This is a genomic window from uncultured Hymenobacter sp. (assembly GCF_964243305.1).
Classification (GTDB): domain Bacteria; phylum Bacteroidota; class Bacteroidia; order Cytophagales; family Hymenobacteraceae; genus Hymenobacter.
On the sequence record NZ_CAXTEF010000022.1, the window covers coordinates 1 to 19,689 of the forward strand.

Genomic DNA, 19,689 nt, shown 5'->3' on the forward strand with positions numbered 1-19,689 from the left:
TCTTAGACAAAAGAAGTTATTGGCTAAGTCTTGATGCAACATCTGGAGAATACTTAACCGTCTTCAGCTTTCACTATAAGCCTAAACTGCGTTACAGAGGAAAAGGACATGCAAACACTTCTGGTGATTACGAAACCAAGTATCTAACCAATATCAGTAGTTTCAACAGCCCAGATTATGAATCTAATGATATTGTCAAGAAGTATTTTGGGCAAGAAATTGAGGTGAAATATCCGGCAATACTTTTTTTTCAAGTTCAAAACAATCAAGTGATAGACTACACTATGATTGAGCTTGAAGAGAATATGATTGAACAGTCATTTTTAGAGCTTCAGCAATACATTAGTGCAGCTGTTAATGTATTGAAAAATATTGACGAGGAGAATCGAAATAATAGCAAGGAAATATTTCACTTGGTCAATCTGCGGGTAGGCGATATGAGAAGCCGCCGAACAGCAAGAAAAGCTCTTAGGAGAATTACATCTGTAGCTGAACTTGGGTCCACAATAATGGGACTTGGGGCATAGAAACATGCTTCATTATATCTACAGCCGCGGGTCCACAGCCTCGCTTTCCAGCGCGAGCACGCCGAACACGCACTGATGCACCCGGCGCAGCGGCTGCCCGGCCACGAAGCGCTCCAGCCCTTCCACGCCCAGGGCAAACTCGCGCAGCGCCAGGTTGCGCTTGCCCTTCACGTTGCGCTGCTTGAGGCGTTCCAGGTTGCCGGGCAGCAGGTAGTCGGGGCCGTAAATGATGCGCAGGTATTCCCTACCCCGGCACTTGAGCGCTGGCTGCAAGATGCCTTTGCGGTTGCTGGCCACGAAGTCGTAGGGCTTCACTACCATGCCCTCGCCGCCGGCCGCCGTCAGCTCGGTCCACCACTGGATGGCCGCCTCTACCTCGGCCGGGTCGGCCAGGGGCACGACGCGGTAGGGCGTGGCGCGCAGCAGGCCAGGGTCGGCCAGGCTCAGGGCGCGCAGGGTTTCCATATGCCAGGCGTGGTCGCGGTCGAAGTACGTTTTGCCCTCCGTGGCCAGCAGGTGAAAGGGCGCCAGCTTCAAATCATCGAGCGAATGCACGGGCCAGCAGTAGCGGCGGTAGGCGTCGGCGTAGTAGGCGGCGGCTTCGCGGCGGGCCGTGGTGCGGGCCAGCAGGGCTTCGGCGCCATCGAGGTCGCGGGCGGCGGCCTGCGCGAGTACGGCCTCGACCTGGGGCAGGGCGGCGCCCGCTGCCGCCGCCACGGCCGCGTACTGGTTCTTCACCAGCTCCTGCGCCTTGGCCGACCACGGCAGCAGCTCGGCATCCAGGCACACCCAGTCGGTATCAAACTTCTCCCAGAAGCCGGCCGAACTCAGCGCATCGCGCAGCCGGGTCAGAAACGCGGTTTCCAGCGCCGAATCAGTGAAGAAGTTGCGGCCCGTGCGAGTGTAGCATTTCCCTACCCCCTCGCCGGCCGGCAAGCCCAGCCGCCGCCGAATGGCTTCCTCATTCTTGCCCAGCACCACCACCACGCGGCTGCCCATGTGCTTTTCCTCGCATACCACCCGCTCCACGCCCAATTGCTTGTAATAGGCCAGGGCCTCGGCCGGGTGCTCCAGCAGGTCGGGCAGCTCCGACGTTTCCGTGGGCGACATCGTGGGCGGCAGATACAGCAGCCACTTCGGATGCAGGGCAAATCGCGACATCACCTCCAGCGCCGCCACCGCGTTTTCCTCCCGAATGGTGACGCCGCGCAGCAGCCGGGTCTCGATAAACTGCTTGCCCGTCACGTCCTGAATGTCGAGCAAATCGTCCTGCTGCTGCTGCGCGCTTAGCTCGTCCGCGCCCATCCCTACCCCCCCGTCCGGGAGCAGCCGCGCGGCCGGGCGGTAGTTAAGCGGGCGCACCGGCTCGCAGTACACCCGCGCGGCGGGCACGCTCACCAGCTCGCGCTCCGGGTAGCGCAGCGCCGTCAGCCGGCCGCCAAACACGCAGCCCGTGTCGATATCAATGGTGTTGTTGAGCCACTCCGGGTCGGGCACGGGCGTGTGGCCGTAGGCTACCAGGGCCCGGCCGCGGTACTCGCGCGCCCACTCGTAGCGCACGGGCAACCCAAACTCGTCAATCTCGCCCGTCGTCTCGCCAAACAAGGCGAAGGCTCGCACCGCCCCCGAGCCGCGGCCCTGCATGTCTTCGGTCAGGCCCGCGTGGGCCACCACCAGCCGGCCGCCGTCGAGCACGTAGTGGCTCACCAGCCCATCCAGAAACTGCCGCACCTGCCCGCCAAACGCCGCCGGCTCGGCTTCCAATTGCGCCAGCGTCTCGCCCAGGCCGTGGTTTATGCTCACTTTCTTGCCGCTTAAGTGGCGCAGCAGCTTGATGTCGTGGTTGCCGGGCACGCACAGCGCCACCCCGTCGCGCACCATGCGCATCACCAGGCGCAGCACCTGCGGCGAGGCCGGGCCGCGGTCCACGAGGTCGCCCAGAAACACGGCCCGCCGCCCCGCCGGCGGCGTCACCCGCACGCCCAGGTCGCGGTCGTCGGCCACCGGCTCGGCCTCCACTTGGTAGTCCAGCTGCCCGAGCAGGGCCAGCAGCTCGTCGTAGCAGCCGTGCACGTCGCCGATGATGTCGAAGGGCCCAGTTTCCTCCTGGCGGTTGTTATAAAGCCGTTCGCGCTGAATGCCTTGCACCACGTCCACTTCCTCCACGCCGCGCAGGTGATGCACGTGCCGAAAGCCTTCCTGCTTGAGGTTGCGCAGGCTCTTGCGCAAATCCTGGCGGTGCCGCGCCACCACGTGCGGCCCCAAGTGCCGCCGCTCGGGCCGGCCGGCGTTGCGCGCGTGGGCCACGGCCTCGGGCACGTCGAGCACGACGGCCACCGGCAGCACGTGGTACTGCCGGGCCAGGGCCACCAGCGGCTTGCGCCCTTCGGCCTGCACGTTGGTCGCGTCCACCACCGTGAGCAGTCCGCGCTTCAGGCGCATGGCCACTAGGTAGTGCAGCAGCTCAAAGGCGTCCTTGCTGGCCGACTGGTCGTTTTCATTGTCGGCCACCAGCCCCCGGCAAGTGTCCGACGACACAATCTCCGTGGGCTTGAACAAGCGCCGCGCAAACGTAGACTTGCCCGCCCCCGTGCTGCCAATGAGGAGAATAAGGGAGAGTTTGGGAAGCTTTAGGATATCTTGGGGCATTGTTTAGGCGTATAGAATGTTAGCTGATGCGCTAACTTTGGCGCATGGCTGAAGAGTTTGTTCGTAACGTATTTTACTACCGTCGCTTTTATCTGGATTTCTTCGCCACGCTCAAACCAGAGGTGCAAAGGAAATTCAACTGGACTCTAAAGCTGCTAGCCACTGTCGAGCGGGTGCCAGAAAAGTACTTCAAGCATCTCGCCGGCAGCTCAGGGCTGTATGAAATCCGGGTCGAAGTCGGCTCCGACATCTACCGCGTCTTCAGTTTCTTCGACAAAGGCCAGCTTATCATCCTCGTCAACGGCTTTCAAAAGAAGACCCAGAAAACGCCAAAAAACGAGTTGGAATTAGCTGAGAAAATCAAACAGCAATACTTCAATGAAAAAGCCAACTAATCACCTTACTTCCCTCGCCGACCATCTTGACGAGCAATATGGCAAGCCCGGCGCCCCCGCCCGCGAAGAGTTTGAAGAAGGCTTTGAAGCCTTTAAGCTCGGGGTTATGCTGCAAGAACTGCGTAAGGAAAAAGGCTTAACTCAGGCGCAGTTGGCCGAAAAGTGTGGCACCACTAAAACCTACATTTCCCGCATCGAAAACGACGCCTCGGATATCCGGCTCTCAACGCTGATGCGAATTATCCGGGAGGGATTAGGCGGGCATTTGAAGCTGAGTGTGGAGTAGCTATCTGTGGTAAATGATTTCCTATTCTGCAAACAGACAGCTATTTCTTAGTTCAGTGATGATTATAGGACTTGCAAGCTATGTTACACAGTCTGATGTCAAGATTCCTGTCACATCCCGGCTAGTAGCTAAGTATCAGGTATTGGACGAAGAAATGAGTCCGCATCATACCAAGTGCGGCGACATCGTCAAAGAATTTCTACAAGCGGATTCTTACACGTGCTCCTTCAAAGTGCAGGAGCTAGAGTTTGACATTGAAAATAAGTACGTCGTTGATAGCACAGGACATTTACAGGAATTTCGCACCTACTTGGCAGAAGGTCCGGTTGCATATAGTCTTGAAGAACTCGCTGAAGATTCAACCTTTATGCGTGACAAGAATTTAGATAGATTTCACATTGCCCTCATAAACAACGCGCAGAGTATACTTGACGGCAGCGACACAATTCATATCGAGCGAGTTTTCCCGGCAGAAAAACTAATCCTAGCCTATAGGAGTGCACACCTAACGCCTGGTCGCCGCTTCATTTACCAGTATCAGGAATAGCTGCCATCGCAAACACCGCCATCTGCGAGGGCGTGCCTACCCCCTCCACTTCGTCGCCCATCCCCGCGAGCCGCACCTGATAGTCGTGGCGCGCGGCCACGCCCGCGGCCCAGGTCGCAAACTCGGCGCGGCGCCACTCAAAGCGGTGGTCGTCGTGGCGAAACTCGCCGGCGTTGAGCTTCTCGAAGAGCTGGTTGTAGTCGGCGTTGGGCGTCGTCACGAACACGTGCGCCGGCCGGGCCTGCCCGAACACGACGTGTTCCAGCGCCGCCAGACGGTTTTCGTCGAGGTGCTCGATGACTTCGACCAGCGCCGCCGCGTCGAAGCCGGCCAGCCGGGCGTCCCGGTAGAGCAACGACCCCTGAATCAGCTCGATGCGGGCGCGCTGGCGCGGGGGCATCTCGGCCAGGTGCAGGCGCTGGGCGGCCCGGCTCAGCGCCTGGTGCGACACATCCATACCAAGGATAAACTCAATTTTGGGCTGGCGCAGCAGCAGGCGCAGGAGCTTGCCCTCGCCGCAGCCCAGGTCCAGCACGCGCTTAGGGCCGAGCTGGTAGATTTCGTTGGCCACTTGCTGCAAGCGTTGGTCGTGCAGCGAGAGTTTCGGCGCCGCCAGCGCCTCATTCCCTACCCCCCTTTCCAGAGCGGAAGGGAGGGCAGGCCCTGCGCCGCTGACGGTTTTGGCATCGGCTGGCACTATTTCTTCTGGTGCCCCTTCATCATTGGCGGGGGGGTAGGGAAATGGCGTTTCCGCAACCTCGTCTTCCAAGAGCCGAGCCAGGGTCGGGTTCACGATGCCGGCCAGGTAGCGCAGGTAGCGCCGCGTGATAAAGCTGCGCTCCGGGTGCTGCGGCAGCCACTCGCCGCCGCGGTGCAGCAGCTTGTCGGCTTCCTGCTGGTCCACGTAGTAGTGCTTATCGTTGTCAAGCACCGGCAGCAGCACGTACAGGTGCGTGAGCAAGTCCTGCAACCGCACGGCCTCGTGCTGTAGGGTCAGGGTGTAGTAGGCGCTGTCGCCCCACTCCGGCACGGTCGGGTCGAGCGGCGTCGTCTCGATTTCCACGGCGTAGCCCAGCGGCTCAAACAGCCGGCGCGGCCAGTCGGGGCCGGGCGCTGATACCACGGCCACCCGCGCCGAGAGGGGTAGGGGCTGCGCCGGCAGGGTGGGCCGGTCCTTGCAGGTGCCGTTCATGGCCGTGCCGAAGGCTTTGCTCAGCGCCACGCTCAGAAACGAGGAGGCCACGTAGGGCCGGTCGTTGACGTACTGCTCCAGCGCAAACCCCTCGCTGCCACCGCGGCCCCGCACCAGCCCCACGGGGTCCAGGTCCAGCAGCAGGGCCACCGTGCAGCGCTCGGCCGTGGCTTCGGGATAGAAAATATGGGCCACGCCGCCGGCCACTTCCACGGTTTGCAGGCGGGCCGGGTTCTTGTGCAGCAAATAGCCCAGGTCAGTGGCCGGCGAATAAGTGGTGGTAAGCGTCAGCAGCATGGGGTAGGAGAGAAGCTTGTGAAAAGCCGAAAGTAGCAACTGCTGCTAGTTCTGAGCCTCAAACCTAATGCTCGCTACCTCAGTCAATCTTCAGCCCGGCAGCAGCTCGAATGAGCAGATAGCCTAACCCGCCTGCCACTTTCCTACCCCCCCCCGAAACCAACGACCCAAATAGCGTCTCAAACGCAAAAGCCCCCGAAAAGCTGGTTTTCGGGAGCTTCGCAATGTGTCAATGTACCCGGAGCCGGAGTCGAACCGGCACACCTTGCGGTATTGGTGTTTGAGACCAACGCGTCTACCGGTTCCGCCATCCGGGCAGGATGATTTCAGCAGCCAAATTCCGCTCTGCCGGTATCAGGAGCGGGCGGCAAAGGTAGAGAGCTGCTGGCGAAGCCGCAAGAGGTAGCGCTTTTTTAGGTAGTAGGTCTGGATTTGCTGCAAGGCGGCGGGGCGATGGTCGGCGGGCAAACCTTCGTAGCCAGCCAGCACGGGCCCGATGCCCGCGTCGAGCGTGTCGCTCAGGGCTGTGACTTCGGCGTCGAGCGCCGCTACGGCTGCCGGGTCGCCGCCCTGGGCTTCCATAAGCTGCTCGTTGAGGTCCATGACCTCCATGAGAAAATCGGGGGGTAGGGATTCCTGGCCGCCGCCCTCACTCAGCAGGCCGTGCTGGCGCAGCAGGTAGGCCATGCGGGCGTCGGGGTCCGAAAGGATGCGGTAGGCGTCGGTGTTGAGCGTGCTCAGGCGCAGCATCTCGGCCTGCTCGGCCGGGCTTTTGGTGGCGTGGAAGTCGGGGTGGTACTCCCGGCTCAGGCGGTAGTAGGTGGCCTGAAGCGCGGCGGCATCGGGAGTGAAGGTTTCGGGCAGGCCGTAGAGTTCAAAATAAATCACAGATGGTGCAGATTAACCGGGATGACGCAGATTCGTTCTGCTGGCATTTAGACACCAGCCTTTTAATCCTACAGCAGAACGAATCCTACAGCAGAACGAATTTGCGGCATCCCGGTTAATCTGCACCATCTGTGATTCGGGAGGAGAAGGCCAGGGGCGGGGCGGCAAACAGCCTTTTGGTAGCCGGCCACACCCGCCCAAACAGTGCTGAACGCCGGTAGGCGTCGAGCGCGGCCTGGTCGTCCCAGTGGCTGTGGGTGCAGAAGATGTGGGGCTGGTCGGCATCCTGCCACAGCTCCAGCAAGCGGCAGCCGGGCTGCTGGCGAATCAGGTCCTGGGTTTGGGCGAACAGGGCCTGAAACGCGGGCACCTGAGCCGGGTCGAAGGTCATGCGCACGAGGCGAATCAGCATTTTTTGGGAGTGAGAGGGGCTTGGCGCAGCGGTGGGGGGTAGGAAATATAGCTGAGCTTAGAATTTCGGCAATGTTACCACCAACCGTCGGGCGGGCTGCTTCGTAGATGAGCTGGCAATTTCTGCTAGCTCTTTCTTCTTTCTTTACCAAACACCTCCCATGCATACCTTTTCCGCCCGCCTCGTGCTGGCTAGCTTGGCCAGCGCCGCGCTGCTGACCGCCTGCGACAGCAAGCCTGCCGCCACGGCTACCGACTCTACGGCTACCGTAGTGGGCGACAGCCCCGCCGCTCCCACGGTGGGCGATACCACCGGCGCAATGGCTGCGGGCGGCGCGGCGGGCGCCGTGAAGCCCACCGGCGCCAAGCCCGCCTGGGGCCCCAACATCACGCCTCAGATGCAGGCCGTAGTTGAGCAGCTGGCCAGCTTCAATCCCAAGCCCCTACCCACGCTCACCGCGAAAGAGGCCCGCAAGCAGCCCGGCGCCAAGGAAGCCGTTGAAAAGCAAATGCGGATGAGCAAAATCCCGATGCCGCCCATGAACTGCGACACGGCCGGCAAGGCCCTGAGCGGCGGCATCAAGGCCCGCATCTACACGCCCAAAGGCGGCACGGCGCCTTATCCCGTCATCGTCTATTACCACGGCGGCGGCTGGGTTATTGCCAACCTCGATACCTATCACGCCTCGGCGCAGGCACTGTGCGAGCAGGCCGGCGCCGTAGTGGTGTCGGTGGCCTACCGCCAGGGACCGGAGCATAAGTTTCCGACCGCCCACGACGACTCGTTTGCGGCCTATCAGTTCGTGCTCAAGAACGCGGCTAGTATGAAGGGCGACCCCAGCAAGGTGGCCGTGGTGGGCGAAAGCGCCGGCGGCGGCTTGGCCTGCGCCGTGAGTATGATGGCCCGCGACCGGAAAGTGGCGCTGCCCAAGTATCAGGTTTTGGTGTACCCGATTGCCGGCTACGACCAGAATACGCCCTCCTACCAGGCTAGTGAGGCCGGCTACAAGCCCCTTGACAAAGGTGGCATGGGGTGGTTCTTCAAGAACTACCTGCGCACGCCCGCCGACGGCAAAGACCCGCGCATTGATTTGGTGAACGCTAACCTGAAAGGTCTACCCCCCACCACCATCATCGCCGCTGACTACGACCCGCTCAAGAGCGAGGGCAAGACCTTGGCCGACAAGCTGCAAGCTGCCGGCGTAAAAGTGAACTACAAGCTCTACCCCGGCACGGTGCACGAGTTCTTCGGCATGGCCGCCGTAGTGCCCGAAGCTAAGCAGGCGCAAGGGGTAGTCGTGGACGATTTGAAAGGCGGGCTGAGGTAGGTAATCTGCTTTTTCAATTAGAAAATAAAGAATTGTCCGTCATCCTGAGCTTGCGAAGGACCTTATCACCAAAGAACGATAGTCAAAACAACGACTCGTTTCAGCGTGATAAGGTCCTTCGCAAGCTCAGGATGACGGACAATTATTTGTTTCCTGCCCCCTCAATCGGCCACAAACCGCACGTCCACCTGCGAATCGTAGTACAGGCCCAGCAGCTCGGCGGCGTGGCCCTGGCCGATGCCGATGCAGAGGCAGTCGCGGGAGTTGAAGGTGCAAACGGCGGCGCCGGGCTCGCCGGCGGCGAAGTGGGGGAGCAGCTCGCGCACGGTTTCGCGGGCGAAGTGCACGGCCGGCGGGCGGCCCCGGCCCACCACCTCCACGGCGCTGCGCGAGATGTTGGTAATCAGGTTGCCGTAGTGGTCGACGTGGATAACGTGGCCGGTGATGCGGTTGTCTTGCAGCCGCAGCTGCCGGTTGAGTAGCTGGTGCAGGTCCGGGGCGGGCGGGCCCAGGGCGCTGAGCGGCTCGCCCTGGGCCAGGCGCACGGCGGCGGGCGCGAGCACGTCGCGGGTGGGCGAGGCAAGGTTACTGCCGCCGGGGGGGGGTAGGGAAATCAGCTCCTCGGGGCGGCCGTCGCAGAGCAGGTTGAGCAGGCCGTTGTCGGCGCTCACGAAGTAGTGGCCCTGGTAGTGGGCGGCGTGCCAGACCGGCTCGGCGCCGTGGCCCCGGCCCAGGTCCGAGACGCCAACCAGGTGCACCGTGCCGGCCGGGAAATCCTGGTACACTGAGCTGAGCACGTACACGGCGTGGGCGATGTTGAAAGCTTCGACGGCGTGGCTGATATCGAGCAGTTGAAGGGCGGGCTCCAGGTGCAGCAGGCGCGCCTTCAGCGCCGCCACGTAGTGGTCGCGGTAGCCGAAATCAGTAAGCAGCGTCAGGAGCGCCATTCCCAGGTGAGAAGTTTTGCGTAGTATTGTTTAGCCGCGCCAGTCGGGGGCGGGCGGCTGCAAAAGTAGCCGGTTTCCGGCCAGGCGCGGCGGCTTTTTCGGGCCGGCAAGCCAACTGCCTGAGACTTTCCGGGTTACTTTTTGGTTGTGTTTCCGTCATCGTTGGCTGAGGCTCAACGGTGGGCGCCCGCTGCTATTTCATTTCCTACCCCCCTTATTCCCCCCCGAACCTCCTTTGGTCGAAAAAGTCATCACCCTTGAAAACGTGTCCCTGCTGGATTTCCTGGGGCCCGACAACCAGAATATTCGCCAGCTGGCGGCGGCTTTTCCGGGCTCGAAAATCATCTCGCGGGGCAACGAAATCAAGATTCAGGGCCAGACGCCGGCCATCGCCCGCATCAACGAGATTCTGTCCTCGCTGATTGAGCACTACCACCAGTACGGGCAAATCAGCGACAAAACCATCCACGAGTACCTCTCGGCCACCAGTGAGGAGGCCGAAAGCCGGGTGCTCGCCGCCTCGCCCGACGTAATTCTGTTCGGGGCCAAGGGCGGCGTCATCAAGGCCAAGACGCCCAATCAGCAGAAGCTGGTCGATGCGGTGATGAGGCATGATTTGACCTTCACGCTCGGCCCCGCCGGCACCGGCAAAACCTACATCTCGGTGGCGCTGGCCGTGCGGGCGCTCAAGAACAAAGAGGTCAAGAAGATCATTATTTCCCGTCCCGTCGTGGAAGCCGGCGAAAGCCTGGGCTTTCTGCCGGGAGATATGAAGGAGAAGGTTGACCCCTACCTGCGCCCGATTTACGACGCCCTGGAGGACATGATTCCGGCCGAAAAGCTGAAATTCTACCAGGAAAACAAGATTATTGAAATCGCGCCCCTGGCCTATATGCGCGGCCGGACCCTGAACAACGCCTTCGTGCTGCTCGATGAGGCCCAGAACACCACGCCTTCGCAACTGAAGATGTTTCTCACCCGCATGGGCCCCACGGCCAAGGTGATGGTCAACGGCGACCGCAGCCAGATTGACTTGCCCACGCGCCAGAAGTCGGGCCTGATGCAGGCGTTGGACATCCTCAAGGACGTGCCCGGCATCGGCTACGTCGAGATGAGCGTCGAGGACGTGGTGCGCCACCGCTTGGTGAAGGAAATCGTAACGGCCTACGACCGCTTCGACGAACAGCAGCAGCGCGAGCAGGCCCAGCAGCAGCAGCGCCCGGCCCAGAACTACCGCCGCGAAGGCTACCCCGAGCGGCGCCCCGAAACAGGCGCCGCCGCACCGGCGCTGCCCGTAAACCACGAGCAAACTTTGTAAAACGCTCAGCCCTGGCAACTTGCCAGGGCTTTTTTGTGGAAAAAGTGGGGGCATCTCGGGCGCGCCCTAATCAGACTGATTAGCCTTGCTCACCACTCAAATGGATAGTTCAACCCTGGCCCGCCTAGCCGACTAAATCGGCCGGCTGCATGAGCACCCGGCCCGCGCCGCCCAGCAAGCCAGCTACTGGCTTATCATCCGCAACTGCTGCATTGGCCGCTACGTGACTAAATACGAGGTTCATAGCGCTGACCGAGCCGAATATGGCGGGCGGCTCGTGTCGGAACTGGCCAGTCGACACGCCGCTCAAGCGCGCCTCCTACGAGGTGCAGGCCGTGAAAACAACTAGCCTTTATGGTGCTACTATTGCGTAAAATTACCCGGCCTCCTACTTCCTGAACAGCTTCACTAGCAAATGACTACCAACCCCTGGTTGGCGCTGCCTAATCAAGCGCCGTTCGTGCTTCCGCAAGACGCGCCGTTCCTTGACGTTCACGATGCGATTCGCAACCCCCGCCCTACGGCCTACCGGCTGCACCTGCCACCGCTGCCGTTTCAGGGTCGGCCCGACGCGCCCGTCGTGCTGCTGGGGCTGAACCCTGGTTATGCCGAAAGTGACGAAACCCTCCAAACCACGCCCTATTTTCTGGAGACTAATTTCCGCAACTACCGCCACGACCCGACGCTGCCTTATCCACTGTTTTTTCTCGACCCTGCGATTGAAGGCGGGGTGCCAGGGGCCGGGCAGCAGTGGTGGCACCGGCGCTTAAAGCCGTTGCGGGCTCACTACGATGACCGGCTGCTGGCGCGGGCCATTTTGAATGTTCAGTACGCACCTTACCGGTCTACATCATACCAGCCCACACGGCAGTGCCTGCCCACGCAGGAATACGGCTTCGCACTGGTGCGGCAGGCTACAGAGCGTAAAGCGCTGATTATTGGACTGCGTTCTAAGCGGTTGTGGGAGGCGGCCGTGCCGGAATTGATAAATTATAAACGATTCTACCCGGTTTCCAGCCCACGTACTCCTGTTTTGAGCGAAAAGCAGTTGGGAAGTGAGGGCTACGTGGAATTGCGCGCCGAATTCGACAAGCTGCGATAAACTGTTGCCCCATGCCTACCGCTCAGCGCGTAACCGACCTGCGCGACCTCGACGCCGCCTTCACCATCCGTGAGCGGGTATTCGTGCACGAGCAGGGCGTGCCCGCCGAGCTGGAATATGACGCCCACGACCGCCAGGCCACCACGCGCCACTACCTGGCCCACGCCACCAACGGCACGCCCGCCGGTGCCGCCCGCTGGCGCGAAACCGAAAACGGCGTGAAGCTGGAGCGCTTCGCCGTGCTGCCCGATTTTCGCAACCAAGAAGTCGGCGCCGCCTTGCTAAAGCAGGTGGTGGCCGATGTGCGGCAGCAGGCGCCCGGCGAGTTGGTGTACCTGCATGCGCAGCTGCGGGCGGTGCCGTTTTATGAGCGCCACGGCTTTGCGCGGGTCGGGGAGCTGTTTGAAGAGGCCGGCATTCAGCACTATAAAATGGCGCTGAAGGGATGAAGTAAGGGGTAGCACGAGGTTTGGCCGCTATCTTGGGGCCGCACTTTTCCCGCCCAACTCATGATTGCCTGGCCGCTGTTTCCGTTCGTGCGGCTGACGCCGGCGCTGCTGCTGGGCATCGTGGCCTACCTCTACCTGGGCGAAAAGGCACCCGACCTGCTGCCGGCGCTAGTCGGCGCCGTTGGGCTATATGCTATGGTGGCGCTGTACGCGGCCCGGCGGCCAGCCGCTTCAGCGGCGACCGATATGGCCGGCTGGCTAGCCTTGCTGACCGTGGGCTTGGCGGGCTTCGTGCTCACGCAGCAGCGCACCGGGAGCCGTCGTGCTGACCACATCGGCCACTTTACCAGCCAGATAGAGGCTTACGAAGCCACCGTGGACGACTACCCCGTGGCGCGCCCCAAAACCTACGCCACCACACTGCGGGTGCGCAGCGTGCGGCTGAATGGCCGCTGGCAGACGGCTACCGGCGGCATCCGCATCAGCTTGCCACGGGCAGGGGGGGTAGGGATGCCGCAGTACGGGCAGGTATGGCTCGTGCGCGGCCACCCCGACTTGAGCAAGGCCCCGCTCAACCCCAGCGAGTTCGACTACCGCCGTTATTTGGAATACCGGCAGGTTTACCATCAGCAGTTCATCCACCCCGATCAGTACCGGGTGCTGCGCACCGAGCCTGGCAGCCTGCTGCGGGCCATGAGCTTCCGGGCCGCGCGGGTGCTCGACGGCGTGTTTCGGCAGTATATCCAAAGCCCTCGCGAGTACGCCCTGGCCTCGGCGCTGGTGCTGGGCCTCAAGGATGAGATTGACGACGAAACCAAGCAGGCCTACGCCAGCACCGGCACCACCCACATTATGGCCGTGTCGGGCCTGCAGGTGGGGCTCTTGTTTGGGGCGCTGACCTGGCTGCTGCGGCGCTTTTTCGGAGCCGTGCGCGGGTTTCGGTGGTGGTCGGCGGCGCTGGGGCTAGCCACTGTCTGGAGCTACGCTTTCGTGACGGGGCTCTCGGCGTCGGTGCTGCGGGCCACGGTGATGTTCAGCTTCATTATCGTAGCGCGGGCCTGGGGTAAGCAGAGCAGCATCTTCAATACGCTGGCCGTGGCGGCGTTCTGCCTGCTGGTATACGACCCGTACCTGGTGGCCGACGTGGGCTTTCAGCTCTCGTTTCTGGCCGTGCTCAGCATCGTGTATTTGCAGCCGCGCATCGCCAATTGGGTTGACGCCAGAGCCTGGTTCGACAACCGGTGCCGGCCCTGGCAGCCGCGGCCGGTGCAGGCGCTGTGGCGGGCCGGCGCCTGGAGCGCCCACGCCGTCTGGCAGGCCACGGCCTTGTCGCTGGCGGCGCAGGTAGCCACGTTTCCGCTGGGGCTGTTCTATTTTCATCAGTTTCCGCTCAGCTTCCTGTTTTCCAACCTGGTGGCGGTACCCATTTCCAGCGGCGCGGTGTACGTGGGGCTGATTTTGCTGGCTTTGAAAGGCCTGGTGGCGCTGGTCGGGCTGCTGCTGCCGGCCGCCGCGAGCCACGCGCTGGACCGGCTGCCGCAGGGCGTGGCTTGGTTGTTTGAGAAGACCATCTGGCTGTTCAACGAATACATTTTCTGGATTGGCCGCGCGCTGCCGCAGGCCCTGGTTTCGGGCATTCACGTCACGGCCCTGCAAACGGCGCTCATCTTCGCTTTCATCGGCGCGCTGCTCGTGTTTTTCAGCACCCGCCGCCTGTCCTGGCTGGGCGCCGCGGCCGGCCTGCTGCTGGGCTACGGTGGCAGCCGCGCCGCCTACGCCCGCCAAATCGCGCCCGACGAGCGCCTCATCATCTACAGCATTCCGCGCCGCTCGGTGGTGGGCTTCTGGCAGGGCAGCGCCGCCGAGTTCATCACCGTCGATTCCCTACCCCTCACCGACACCGAGCGCACCTACCGCCTCGTGCCCGGCCTCATCCGGCGCGAGGCGCAGCAGTCAGCTATCCGCGTGGGCTGGCGCGGGGCGCGGGTGCCCGTGCGCCGCCTGGCCGACCCTGACAGCGCCAACCCGCGCCTGTATGCGCCGCCTGCGCCGCTGGTGCTGGCCGCGTGGCGGGGCCGGCGGCTGGCGTTCGTGTCGGGCCGGCCGGGCGCCGGGCTGAGCCGGGCCGCGGCGCCCGGCCCGGTCGAGGTGCTGGTGTTGCGCCGCAACGCGCGGGTGAAAGCCGAGCAATTAGCTGCCGCTTTCGGCACCGGGCCACAGGTTGTGTTTGATTCTTCGTGCAAGCCCTGGTACGTGGCCCGGCTTGATTCCAGCCTGCGCGCCGCCGGCTTCCGCACCTGGGACGTGACGGCGCAGGGAGCGTTTGAACTGGTTATCAGTAAGTAGGGGGGTAGGGAAATAAGCAGGACCGGCTTTTGCCCCGGCTTATTTCCCTACCCCCCCCCTCCCTGACTCAACCCCCACTTTGCTCGTTTAGCTGATAAATCAGCCCGGCCGCGAACCATTCGCCCCCGGTTTTTGCGTTGCTTTGCTTATCATGGAAAACCTGCTGACCCCCGAGCTCGAAGCCCTGCGCTACATCCGCTACGAGGCCGACGAGCGCATCGGCTACATCACCCTCCACCGTCCCGACAAGCGCAACGCGCTAAACTCCGAAGTTGTGAGCGAGCTGAAACAGGCTTTTGAACACGCCGAGAATGATGACAGCTGCCGAATTATCGTGCTGCGCGCGGCCGGCGACGTGTTTTGCGCCGGCGCCGACCTGGCCTACATCCAGGAGCTGCAAGGCTACGGCTACACCGATAATCTGCTGGATTCAACCCATCTGATGCAGCTTTTTCATCAGATTTATACGCTCAAGAAAGTCGTTATCGGGCAGGTGCAGGGCCACGCGCTGGCCGGCGGCTGCGGCCTGGCCGCCATCTGCGACATCACTTTCGCCGTGCCCGAAGCCAAGTTCGGCTACACGGAAGTGAAAATCGGGTTTCTGCCCGCCATCGTGAGCGTGTTTTTGCTGCGCAAAATCGGCGAGGCCCGCACCAAGCAATTGCTCTTGAGCGGCGACGTGGTGTCGGCCCAGACTGCCCTCGACCTGGGCCTCATCACCTTCCTGGCGCCGGCCGATACGCTGGCCGCCGACGTGCGCGCCTACGCCCAGCGCCTGGCCCGCGAAAACTCGGCGCAGAGCATGGAAGTGACCAAGGAAATGCTGGCCTCGCTGCCCGAAATGGCCCTCGAAGAAGGCCTGCGCTACGCCACCCGCCGCAACGCCGAAGCCCGCGGCTCCGACGACTGCCGCCGCGGCATCGCCGCGTTTCTAAACAAGGAAAAGATTAGTTGGTAACTTTTTTAGTGCTTGGTGCTTGGTGCATAGTGCTTAGCTGGTTCTGCCCGCCGAACTACTAAGCACCAGGCACCAAGCACCAAGCACTACTATGAATCTTTTCGCCGCCGCCGCTATCACCCTGGGCACGTTCGCCTTCATGGAGTTCTGGGCTTGGTTTATGCACCGCTTTGTGCAGCACGGGCCGCTGTGGGTGTTGCACCGCTCGCACCACGTGCGGCCCAGCCCGCGGCCGTTCGAGCGCAACGACTGGTTTTTTGTCATTTACGGCACCTTGTCGGCCGGGCTGTGGATGAGTGGCGCGAACGGGCAGCGCTGGTGGTTCTGGGTGGGGGTAGGGATTGCGGCCTACGGCACGGTTTATTTTTTCGTGCACGACGTGCTTATTCACGGCCGGCTGCGCTTCTGGAAAAAATCCGACAACACCTACCTGCGGGCCCTGAACATGGCCCACAAGATGCACCACAAAACTCAGGGCCGCGACGATTCAGCCGAGTTCGGCCTGCTCTGGGTGTCTCCCAAATATCTAGCTCTGGCCCGAGAGAAAAAATTAAAAACTGTAAATGAAAAATTATAGATTAATTCTTGCACTCAGCGTATCGGCCGCTTCTTGTACCTCTACTTCGGCTGGTTAATTTCTAATTCATAATTCTTAATTCATAATTAAAAAGCTGAGTGGGCCACTATTCGATAAGTGAGCTGGAGCAGCTCTCCGGCGTGAAGGCCCACACCATTCGCATCTGGGAGCAGCGCTACGGTCTGCTGCAGCCGCAGCGCACCAGCACCAATATTCGCCTCTACGACGACGAGGCGCTGCGCCATTTGCTCAACGTGGCCACGCTCTGCGGGCGCGGCCACCGTATCTCGAAGGTGGCCGGCATGAGCCCCGCCGAGCGGGGCCGCGCCGTGCTCGACTGCTACGACGACGCCCACGACCACACCGCCCGCGTCAATGCGCTGGTCGCGGCTATGATAGGCTTCGATGAGCCGCGCCTGAGTGAGCTGCTCGATGAGGCTGCCGCCGGCCTGGGCTTCGAGGAAGCGCTGCTCTACATTGCCTACCCCCTCTTGCAGCGCCTGGGCCTGTCGTGGCAGGCGGGTAGCATCATTGCGGCCCACGAGCACCTGATTTCGCATTTGCTGCGCCAGAAGATACTGGCCGCCACCAATTCCCTACCCCCCTCCGTGGCCACCGGGCCGGGCCAGGGCTGGGTTTTGTTTGTGCCCGAGGGCGAGCTGCACGAGCTGGCCCTGCTGTTTATCAACTACGCCCTGCGCCGCCGGGGCCAGCACACGCTGTATCTGGGCCAGAATCAACCAGTTGAGGACCTGGCCACAGTCTGCGAAATCTACCAGCCTCACACGCTGCTCGGCGTGCTCACGGCCCGCCCGGCTTTGGCCGAGGTGCCGGCCCTGGCGGCCGGGCTGCTGGCCATCCGGCCGGGCCAGCAGCGCCTGCTGCTCTACGGGCCGCTGGCCCAGCACGTAGCTTCGCGCCTACCCCCCGGCTGCGTTGCGCCCGCCCGCATGACCGATTTTCTGGCCCTGATTCCAAACCTGAAAGAGGCAGTTGGCGGCTAGGTATAACTAAATTGTAAATTAATTATACTAAACAAATCAGGGAGCGGGCAGCCAGCACTGGCCGAGTGCACCCCGGCGCTCAGCCGGCAAAAGCCGGCGCTCAGCCGGCCGCGTCCAAAATCAAGAGGAAAATTGACCTTTTCCCGGTTGTTTTCCCCGCTGCTGCGTATATTTGTTTAACATTCTGCTACGCTATCTTAAACAGTATGACTTCGCTCGAATTCACCACCCAAGTGCAGAAAATCTCGCAGACGCTCCGGCCCGTGGCCATGAATCTGACACGTGACGCCGACGACGCCAAGGACCTGGTGCAGGAAACCCTGCTCAAGGCGCTGCTCAACCAAGACAAGTTCAAGGCCGGTACCAACCTAAAGGCGTGGTTGTATACCATCATGCGCAACACCTTCATCAACAACTACAACAAGATTACCAAGCGCAGCTCTAATATTGATTCGACGGAGTATTTCCAGTATTTCAATACCGACCAGAACTACATCACCCACAACGGCGCCACGTCCGATTTTGTAGTGCGCGACATCAACGAGGCCATTGCCAGCCTCGGCACCGACTACCGCACCCCGTTTATGATGTACTACATCGGCTACAAGTACCTGGAAATTGCTGAGAAGCTGCAAATCCCGATTGGCACCGTCAAAAACCGCATCCACATTGCTCGCAAGGAGCTGAAAACTGCCCTGAGCGTGTATGCGCCCACCGGCGGCAGCGCGGCATCCGACACCGCCGAAATTGACGAAGATTAGCCTTCAGGCAAACCATTTGGTATTCTAAGCTGTCATTCTGCTACTGGTCATCCTGAGCAACGCAAGGGACCTTATCTCGTCAGAACGAGTCGTTTCTACGATTATCGCTCTGACGAGATAAGGTCCTTCGCGTTACTCAGGATGACCAGTAGCAGAATATCTTATTTTTAGGCATTGAATAATCAAAACCATAAACACGCCGTCGTGGTCGGCGCCGGCTTCGCGGGGCTGGCGGCGGCCAGCAGCTTAGCCCAGGCCGGCTGGCGCGTGACCTTGCTGGAGAAAAATGGCGGCCCCGGCGGGCGCGCCCGTGTGTTCCGCGCCCAGGGCTTTACCTTCGACATGGGGCCGAGCTGGTACTGGATGCCCGATGTGTTCGAGCAGTACTTTGCCCGTTTTGGCAAGAAGGTGAGCGACTACTACGAGCTGGTCCGGCTCGACCCTTCGTATCAGGTCGTGTTCGGTTTGGGCGGCGAGCGGCGTGAGGACGTGCTGAAAATCCCGGCCGGCATGGCCGAGCTGCGGGCCATGTTTGAGGAGCTGGAGCCGGGCAGCGCGGCGCGGCTCGATGCGTTTTTGGCGCAGGCGGCTTATAAATACGAGGTTGGCATCAACAAATTCGTGCACCTGCCGGGCCGCTCGCTGCTGGAGTTTGCCGATTGGCGCCTGCTTACGGGCGCGCTGCGGCTGGACCTTTGGCAAAGTATGAGCAAGCACGTGCGCAAGTTCTTCTCAAATGAGAAGCTGCTCAAGCTGGTCGAGTTTCCGGTCCTTTTCTTGGGGGCGACGCCCGAAAACACGCCCGCCCTCTACTCGCTCATGAACTACGCCGACCTGGCCCTGGGCACCTGGTACCCGCTGGGCGGGATGCACCGCATCGTGGAAGGCATGGTCAGCGTGGCCGAGGAGCTGGGCGTGGAAATCAGATACGACCAGGAAGTACAGGAAATTGTGGTCGAAAACGGCCGCGCCACCGCCGTGCGCACCGCCACCGGCCTGGTGCCGGCCGATGTGGTAGTGGCCGGCGCCGACTACCACCACGTCGAGCAGCGCCTGCTCAAGCCCGAGCACCGCCGCTACTCCGCCGCGTACTGGGACCAGCGCACGATGGCGCCCTCCTCGTTGCTGTTCTACCTGGGGGTAGGGAAAAAGCTGGCCAACCTGCTGCACCACAACCTGTTCTTCGACGAGGACTTTGCCCGCCACGCCCACGAGATTTACGAGTCGCCGCAGTGGCCGAGCCGGCCCTTGTTCTACGCCTCAGTGCCGAGCAAAACCGACCCGAGCGTAGCGCCCGAGGGCCAGGAAAACCTGTTCCTGCTCATGCCCGTCGCCCCCGGCCTGGCCGACGACGAGACGACCCGCGAGAAATACTACAACCTGATGATGGACCGCCTCGAACAGCACTGCGGCCACAGCGTGCGCGACGCGGTGGTGTTCAAGCGCAGCTACGCCCACCAGGATTTCCTGGCCGATTATAACTCCTTCAAAGGCAACGCCTACGGTCTGGCCAACACGCTGCGCCAAACGGCCAACCTGAAGCCGGGCTTGAAGAGTAAAAAGGTGAAAAACTTGTACTTTACCGGCCAGCTTACCGTGCCGGGGCCAGGCGTGCCGCCCTCGCTTATTTCCGGGCAGGTGGTGGCGAAGGAAGTGTTGAAAGAAAATTAATCTGTCATGTTAAATTCAGAACGTCATGGCTGAGCG

General features: G+C 61.7%; 19 protein-coding genes and 1 tRNA gene. 14 read left to right on the plus strand and 6 right to left on the minus strand.

What is annotated here, in order from left to right:
- On the plus strand, window positions 1–527 hold a 527-nt coding region (locus ACFE70_RS13030; RefSeq protein WP_375418191.1), incomplete at its 5' end, for a hypothetical protein.
- An 18-nt stretch (window positions 528–545) separates the two neighbouring features.
- On the opposite strand, the gene ACFE70_RS13035 is transcribed toward ACFE70_RS13030, so the two are convergent.
- Complete coding sequence (locus ACFE70_RS13035; RefSeq protein ID WP_375418192.1) at window positions 546–3,176, minus strand: polynucleotide kinase-phosphatase; 2,631 nt, start codon at window positions 3,174–3,176, stop codon at window positions 546–548.
- A 44-nt stretch (window positions 3,177–3,220) separates the two neighbouring features.
- Between ACFE70_RS13035 and ACFE70_RS13040 the strand changes: the two genes are divergently transcribed.
- The 3 genes from ACFE70_RS13040 to ACFE70_RS13050 are packed head-to-tail and all read left to right on the plus strand — an operon-like array spanning window position 3,221 to window position 4,404.
- Window positions 3,221–3,571: a type II toxin-antitoxin system RelE/ParE family toxin gene (locus ACFE70_RS13040; RefSeq protein ID WP_375418193.1), complete on the plus strand. Its 351-nt coding sequence runs from the start codon at window positions 3,221–3,223 to the stop codon at window positions 3,569–3,571.
- On the plus strand, window positions 3,555–3,857 hold the full coding sequence (locus tag ACFE70_RS13045; RefSeq protein ID WP_375418194.1) for a helix-turn-helix domain-containing protein: 303 nt from the start codon (window positions 3,555–3,557) through the stop codon (window positions 3,855–3,857). The genes ACFE70_RS13040 and ACFE70_RS13045 overlap by 17 nt, the downstream gene beginning before the upstream one ends.
- A gap of 13 nt (window positions 3,858–3,870) precedes the next feature.
- Window positions 3,871–4,404, plus strand: coding sequence for a hypothetical protein (locus ACFE70_RS13050; RefSeq protein ID WP_375418195.1), 534 nt, complete (start codon window positions 3,871–3,873; stop codon window positions 4,402–4,404).
- Here the strand turns inward: ACFE70_RS13050 and ACFE70_RS13055 are convergent.
- The 4 genes from ACFE70_RS13055 to ACFE70_RS13070 form a co-directional block, all read right to left on the minus strand.
- Complete coding sequence (locus ACFE70_RS13055) at window positions 4,382–5,893, minus strand: 3' terminal RNA ribose 2'-O-methyltransferase Hen1 (RefSeq protein WP_375418196.1); 1,512 nt, start codon at window positions 5,891–5,893, stop codon at window positions 4,382–4,384. The two genes, ACFE70_RS13050 and ACFE70_RS13055, sit on opposite strands and share 23 nt — an antisense overlap.
- 235 nt (window positions 5,894–6,128) lie before the next feature.
- Window positions 6,129–6,210, minus strand: a tRNA-Leu gene (locus ACFE70_RS13060).
- Window positions 6,211–6,247: 37 nt separating this feature from the next.
- Entirely contained in the window at window positions 6,248–6,781 is a 534-nt protein-coding gene (locus ACFE70_RS13065; protein ID WP_375418197.1) for an iron-sulfur cluster co-chaperone HscB C-terminal domain-containing protein, read from the minus strand.
- A 115-nt stretch (window positions 6,782–6,896) separates the two neighbouring features.
- Window positions 6,897–7,193 (minus strand): putative quinol monooxygenase, encoded by a 297-nt coding sequence (locus tag ACFE70_RS13070; protein ID WP_375418198.1) that lies wholly within the window; start codon window positions 7,191–7,193, stop codon window positions 6,897–6,899.
- 160 nt (window positions 7,194–7,353) lie between these two features.
- Between ACFE70_RS13070 and ACFE70_RS13075 the strand changes: the two genes are divergently transcribed.
- A complete protein-coding gene (locus ACFE70_RS13075) occupies window positions 7,354–8,520 on the plus strand; it encodes an alpha/beta hydrolase (protein ID WP_375418199.1) in 1,167 nt (388 codons plus the stop codon).
- A gap of 161 nt (window positions 8,521–8,681) precedes the next feature.
- Here the strand turns inward: ACFE70_RS13075 and ACFE70_RS13080 are convergent, their stop codons facing one another.
- Window positions 8,682–9,467, minus strand: coding sequence for an S-adenosyl-l-methionine hydroxide adenosyltransferase family protein (locus tag ACFE70_RS13080; protein WP_375418200.1), 786 nt, complete (start codon window positions 9,465–9,467; stop codon window positions 8,682–8,684).
- A 235-nt stretch (window positions 9,468–9,702) separates the two neighbouring features.
- Between ACFE70_RS13080 and ACFE70_RS13085 the strand changes: the two genes are divergently transcribed.
- From ACFE70_RS13085 to ACFE70_RS13125, 9 genes are all read left to right on the plus strand, one after another.
- Window positions 9,703–10,785 (plus strand): PhoH family protein, encoded by a 1,083-nt coding sequence (locus tag ACFE70_RS13085; protein WP_375418201.1) that lies wholly within the window; start codon window positions 9,703–9,705, stop codon window positions 10,783–10,785.
- Between the two features lie 415 nt (window positions 10,786–11,200).
- The gene (locus ACFE70_RS13090; RefSeq protein ID WP_375418202.1) at window positions 11,201–11,887 is read left to right on the plus strand and encodes a hypothetical protein; all 687 of its coding nucleotides are present in this window, start codon (window positions 11,201–11,203) and stop codon (window positions 11,885–11,887) included.
- An 11-nt stretch (window positions 11,888–11,898) separates the two neighbouring features.
- On the plus strand, window positions 11,899–12,336 hold the full coding sequence (locus ACFE70_RS13095) for a GNAT family N-acetyltransferase (protein WP_375418203.1): 438 nt from the start codon (window positions 11,899–11,901) through the stop codon (window positions 12,334–12,336).
- 60 nt (window positions 12,337–12,396) lie between these two features.
- Window positions 12,397–14,682, plus strand: a complete 2,286-nt coding sequence (locus ACFE70_RS13100; protein ID WP_375418204.1) for a ComEC/Rec2 family competence protein — start codon at window positions 12,397–12,399, stop codon at window positions 14,680–14,682.
- 151 nt (window positions 14,683–14,833) lie between these two features.
- The gene (locus tag ACFE70_RS13105; protein WP_375418205.1) at window positions 14,834–15,640 is read left to right on the plus strand and encodes an enoyl-CoA hydratase/isomerase family protein; all 807 of its coding nucleotides are present in this window, start codon (window positions 14,834–14,836) and stop codon (window positions 15,638–15,640) included.
- 91 nt (window positions 15,641–15,731) lie between these two features.
- Window positions 15,732–16,217, plus strand: coding sequence for a sterol desaturase family protein (locus tag ACFE70_RS13110; protein WP_375418206.1), 486 nt, complete (start codon window positions 15,732–15,734; stop codon window positions 16,215–16,217).
- Between the two features lie 98 nt (window positions 16,218–16,315).
- Entirely contained in the window at window positions 16,316–17,221 is a 906-nt protein-coding gene (locus ACFE70_RS13115) for a MerR family transcriptional regulator (RefSeq protein WP_375418207.1), read from the plus strand.
- A 206-nt stretch (window positions 17,222–17,427) separates the two neighbouring features.
- Complete coding sequence (locus tag ACFE70_RS13120; protein ID WP_375418208.1) at window positions 17,428–17,982, plus strand: RNA polymerase sigma factor; 555 nt, start codon at window positions 17,428–17,430, stop codon at window positions 17,980–17,982.
- Window positions 17,983–18,156: 174 nt separating this feature from the next.
- Window positions 18,157–19,653 (plus strand): phytoene desaturase family protein, encoded by a 1,497-nt coding sequence (locus tag ACFE70_RS13125; RefSeq protein WP_375418209.1) that lies wholly within the window; start codon window positions 18,157–18,159, stop codon window positions 19,651–19,653.
- Window positions 19,654–19,689 lie beyond the last annotated feature (36 nt).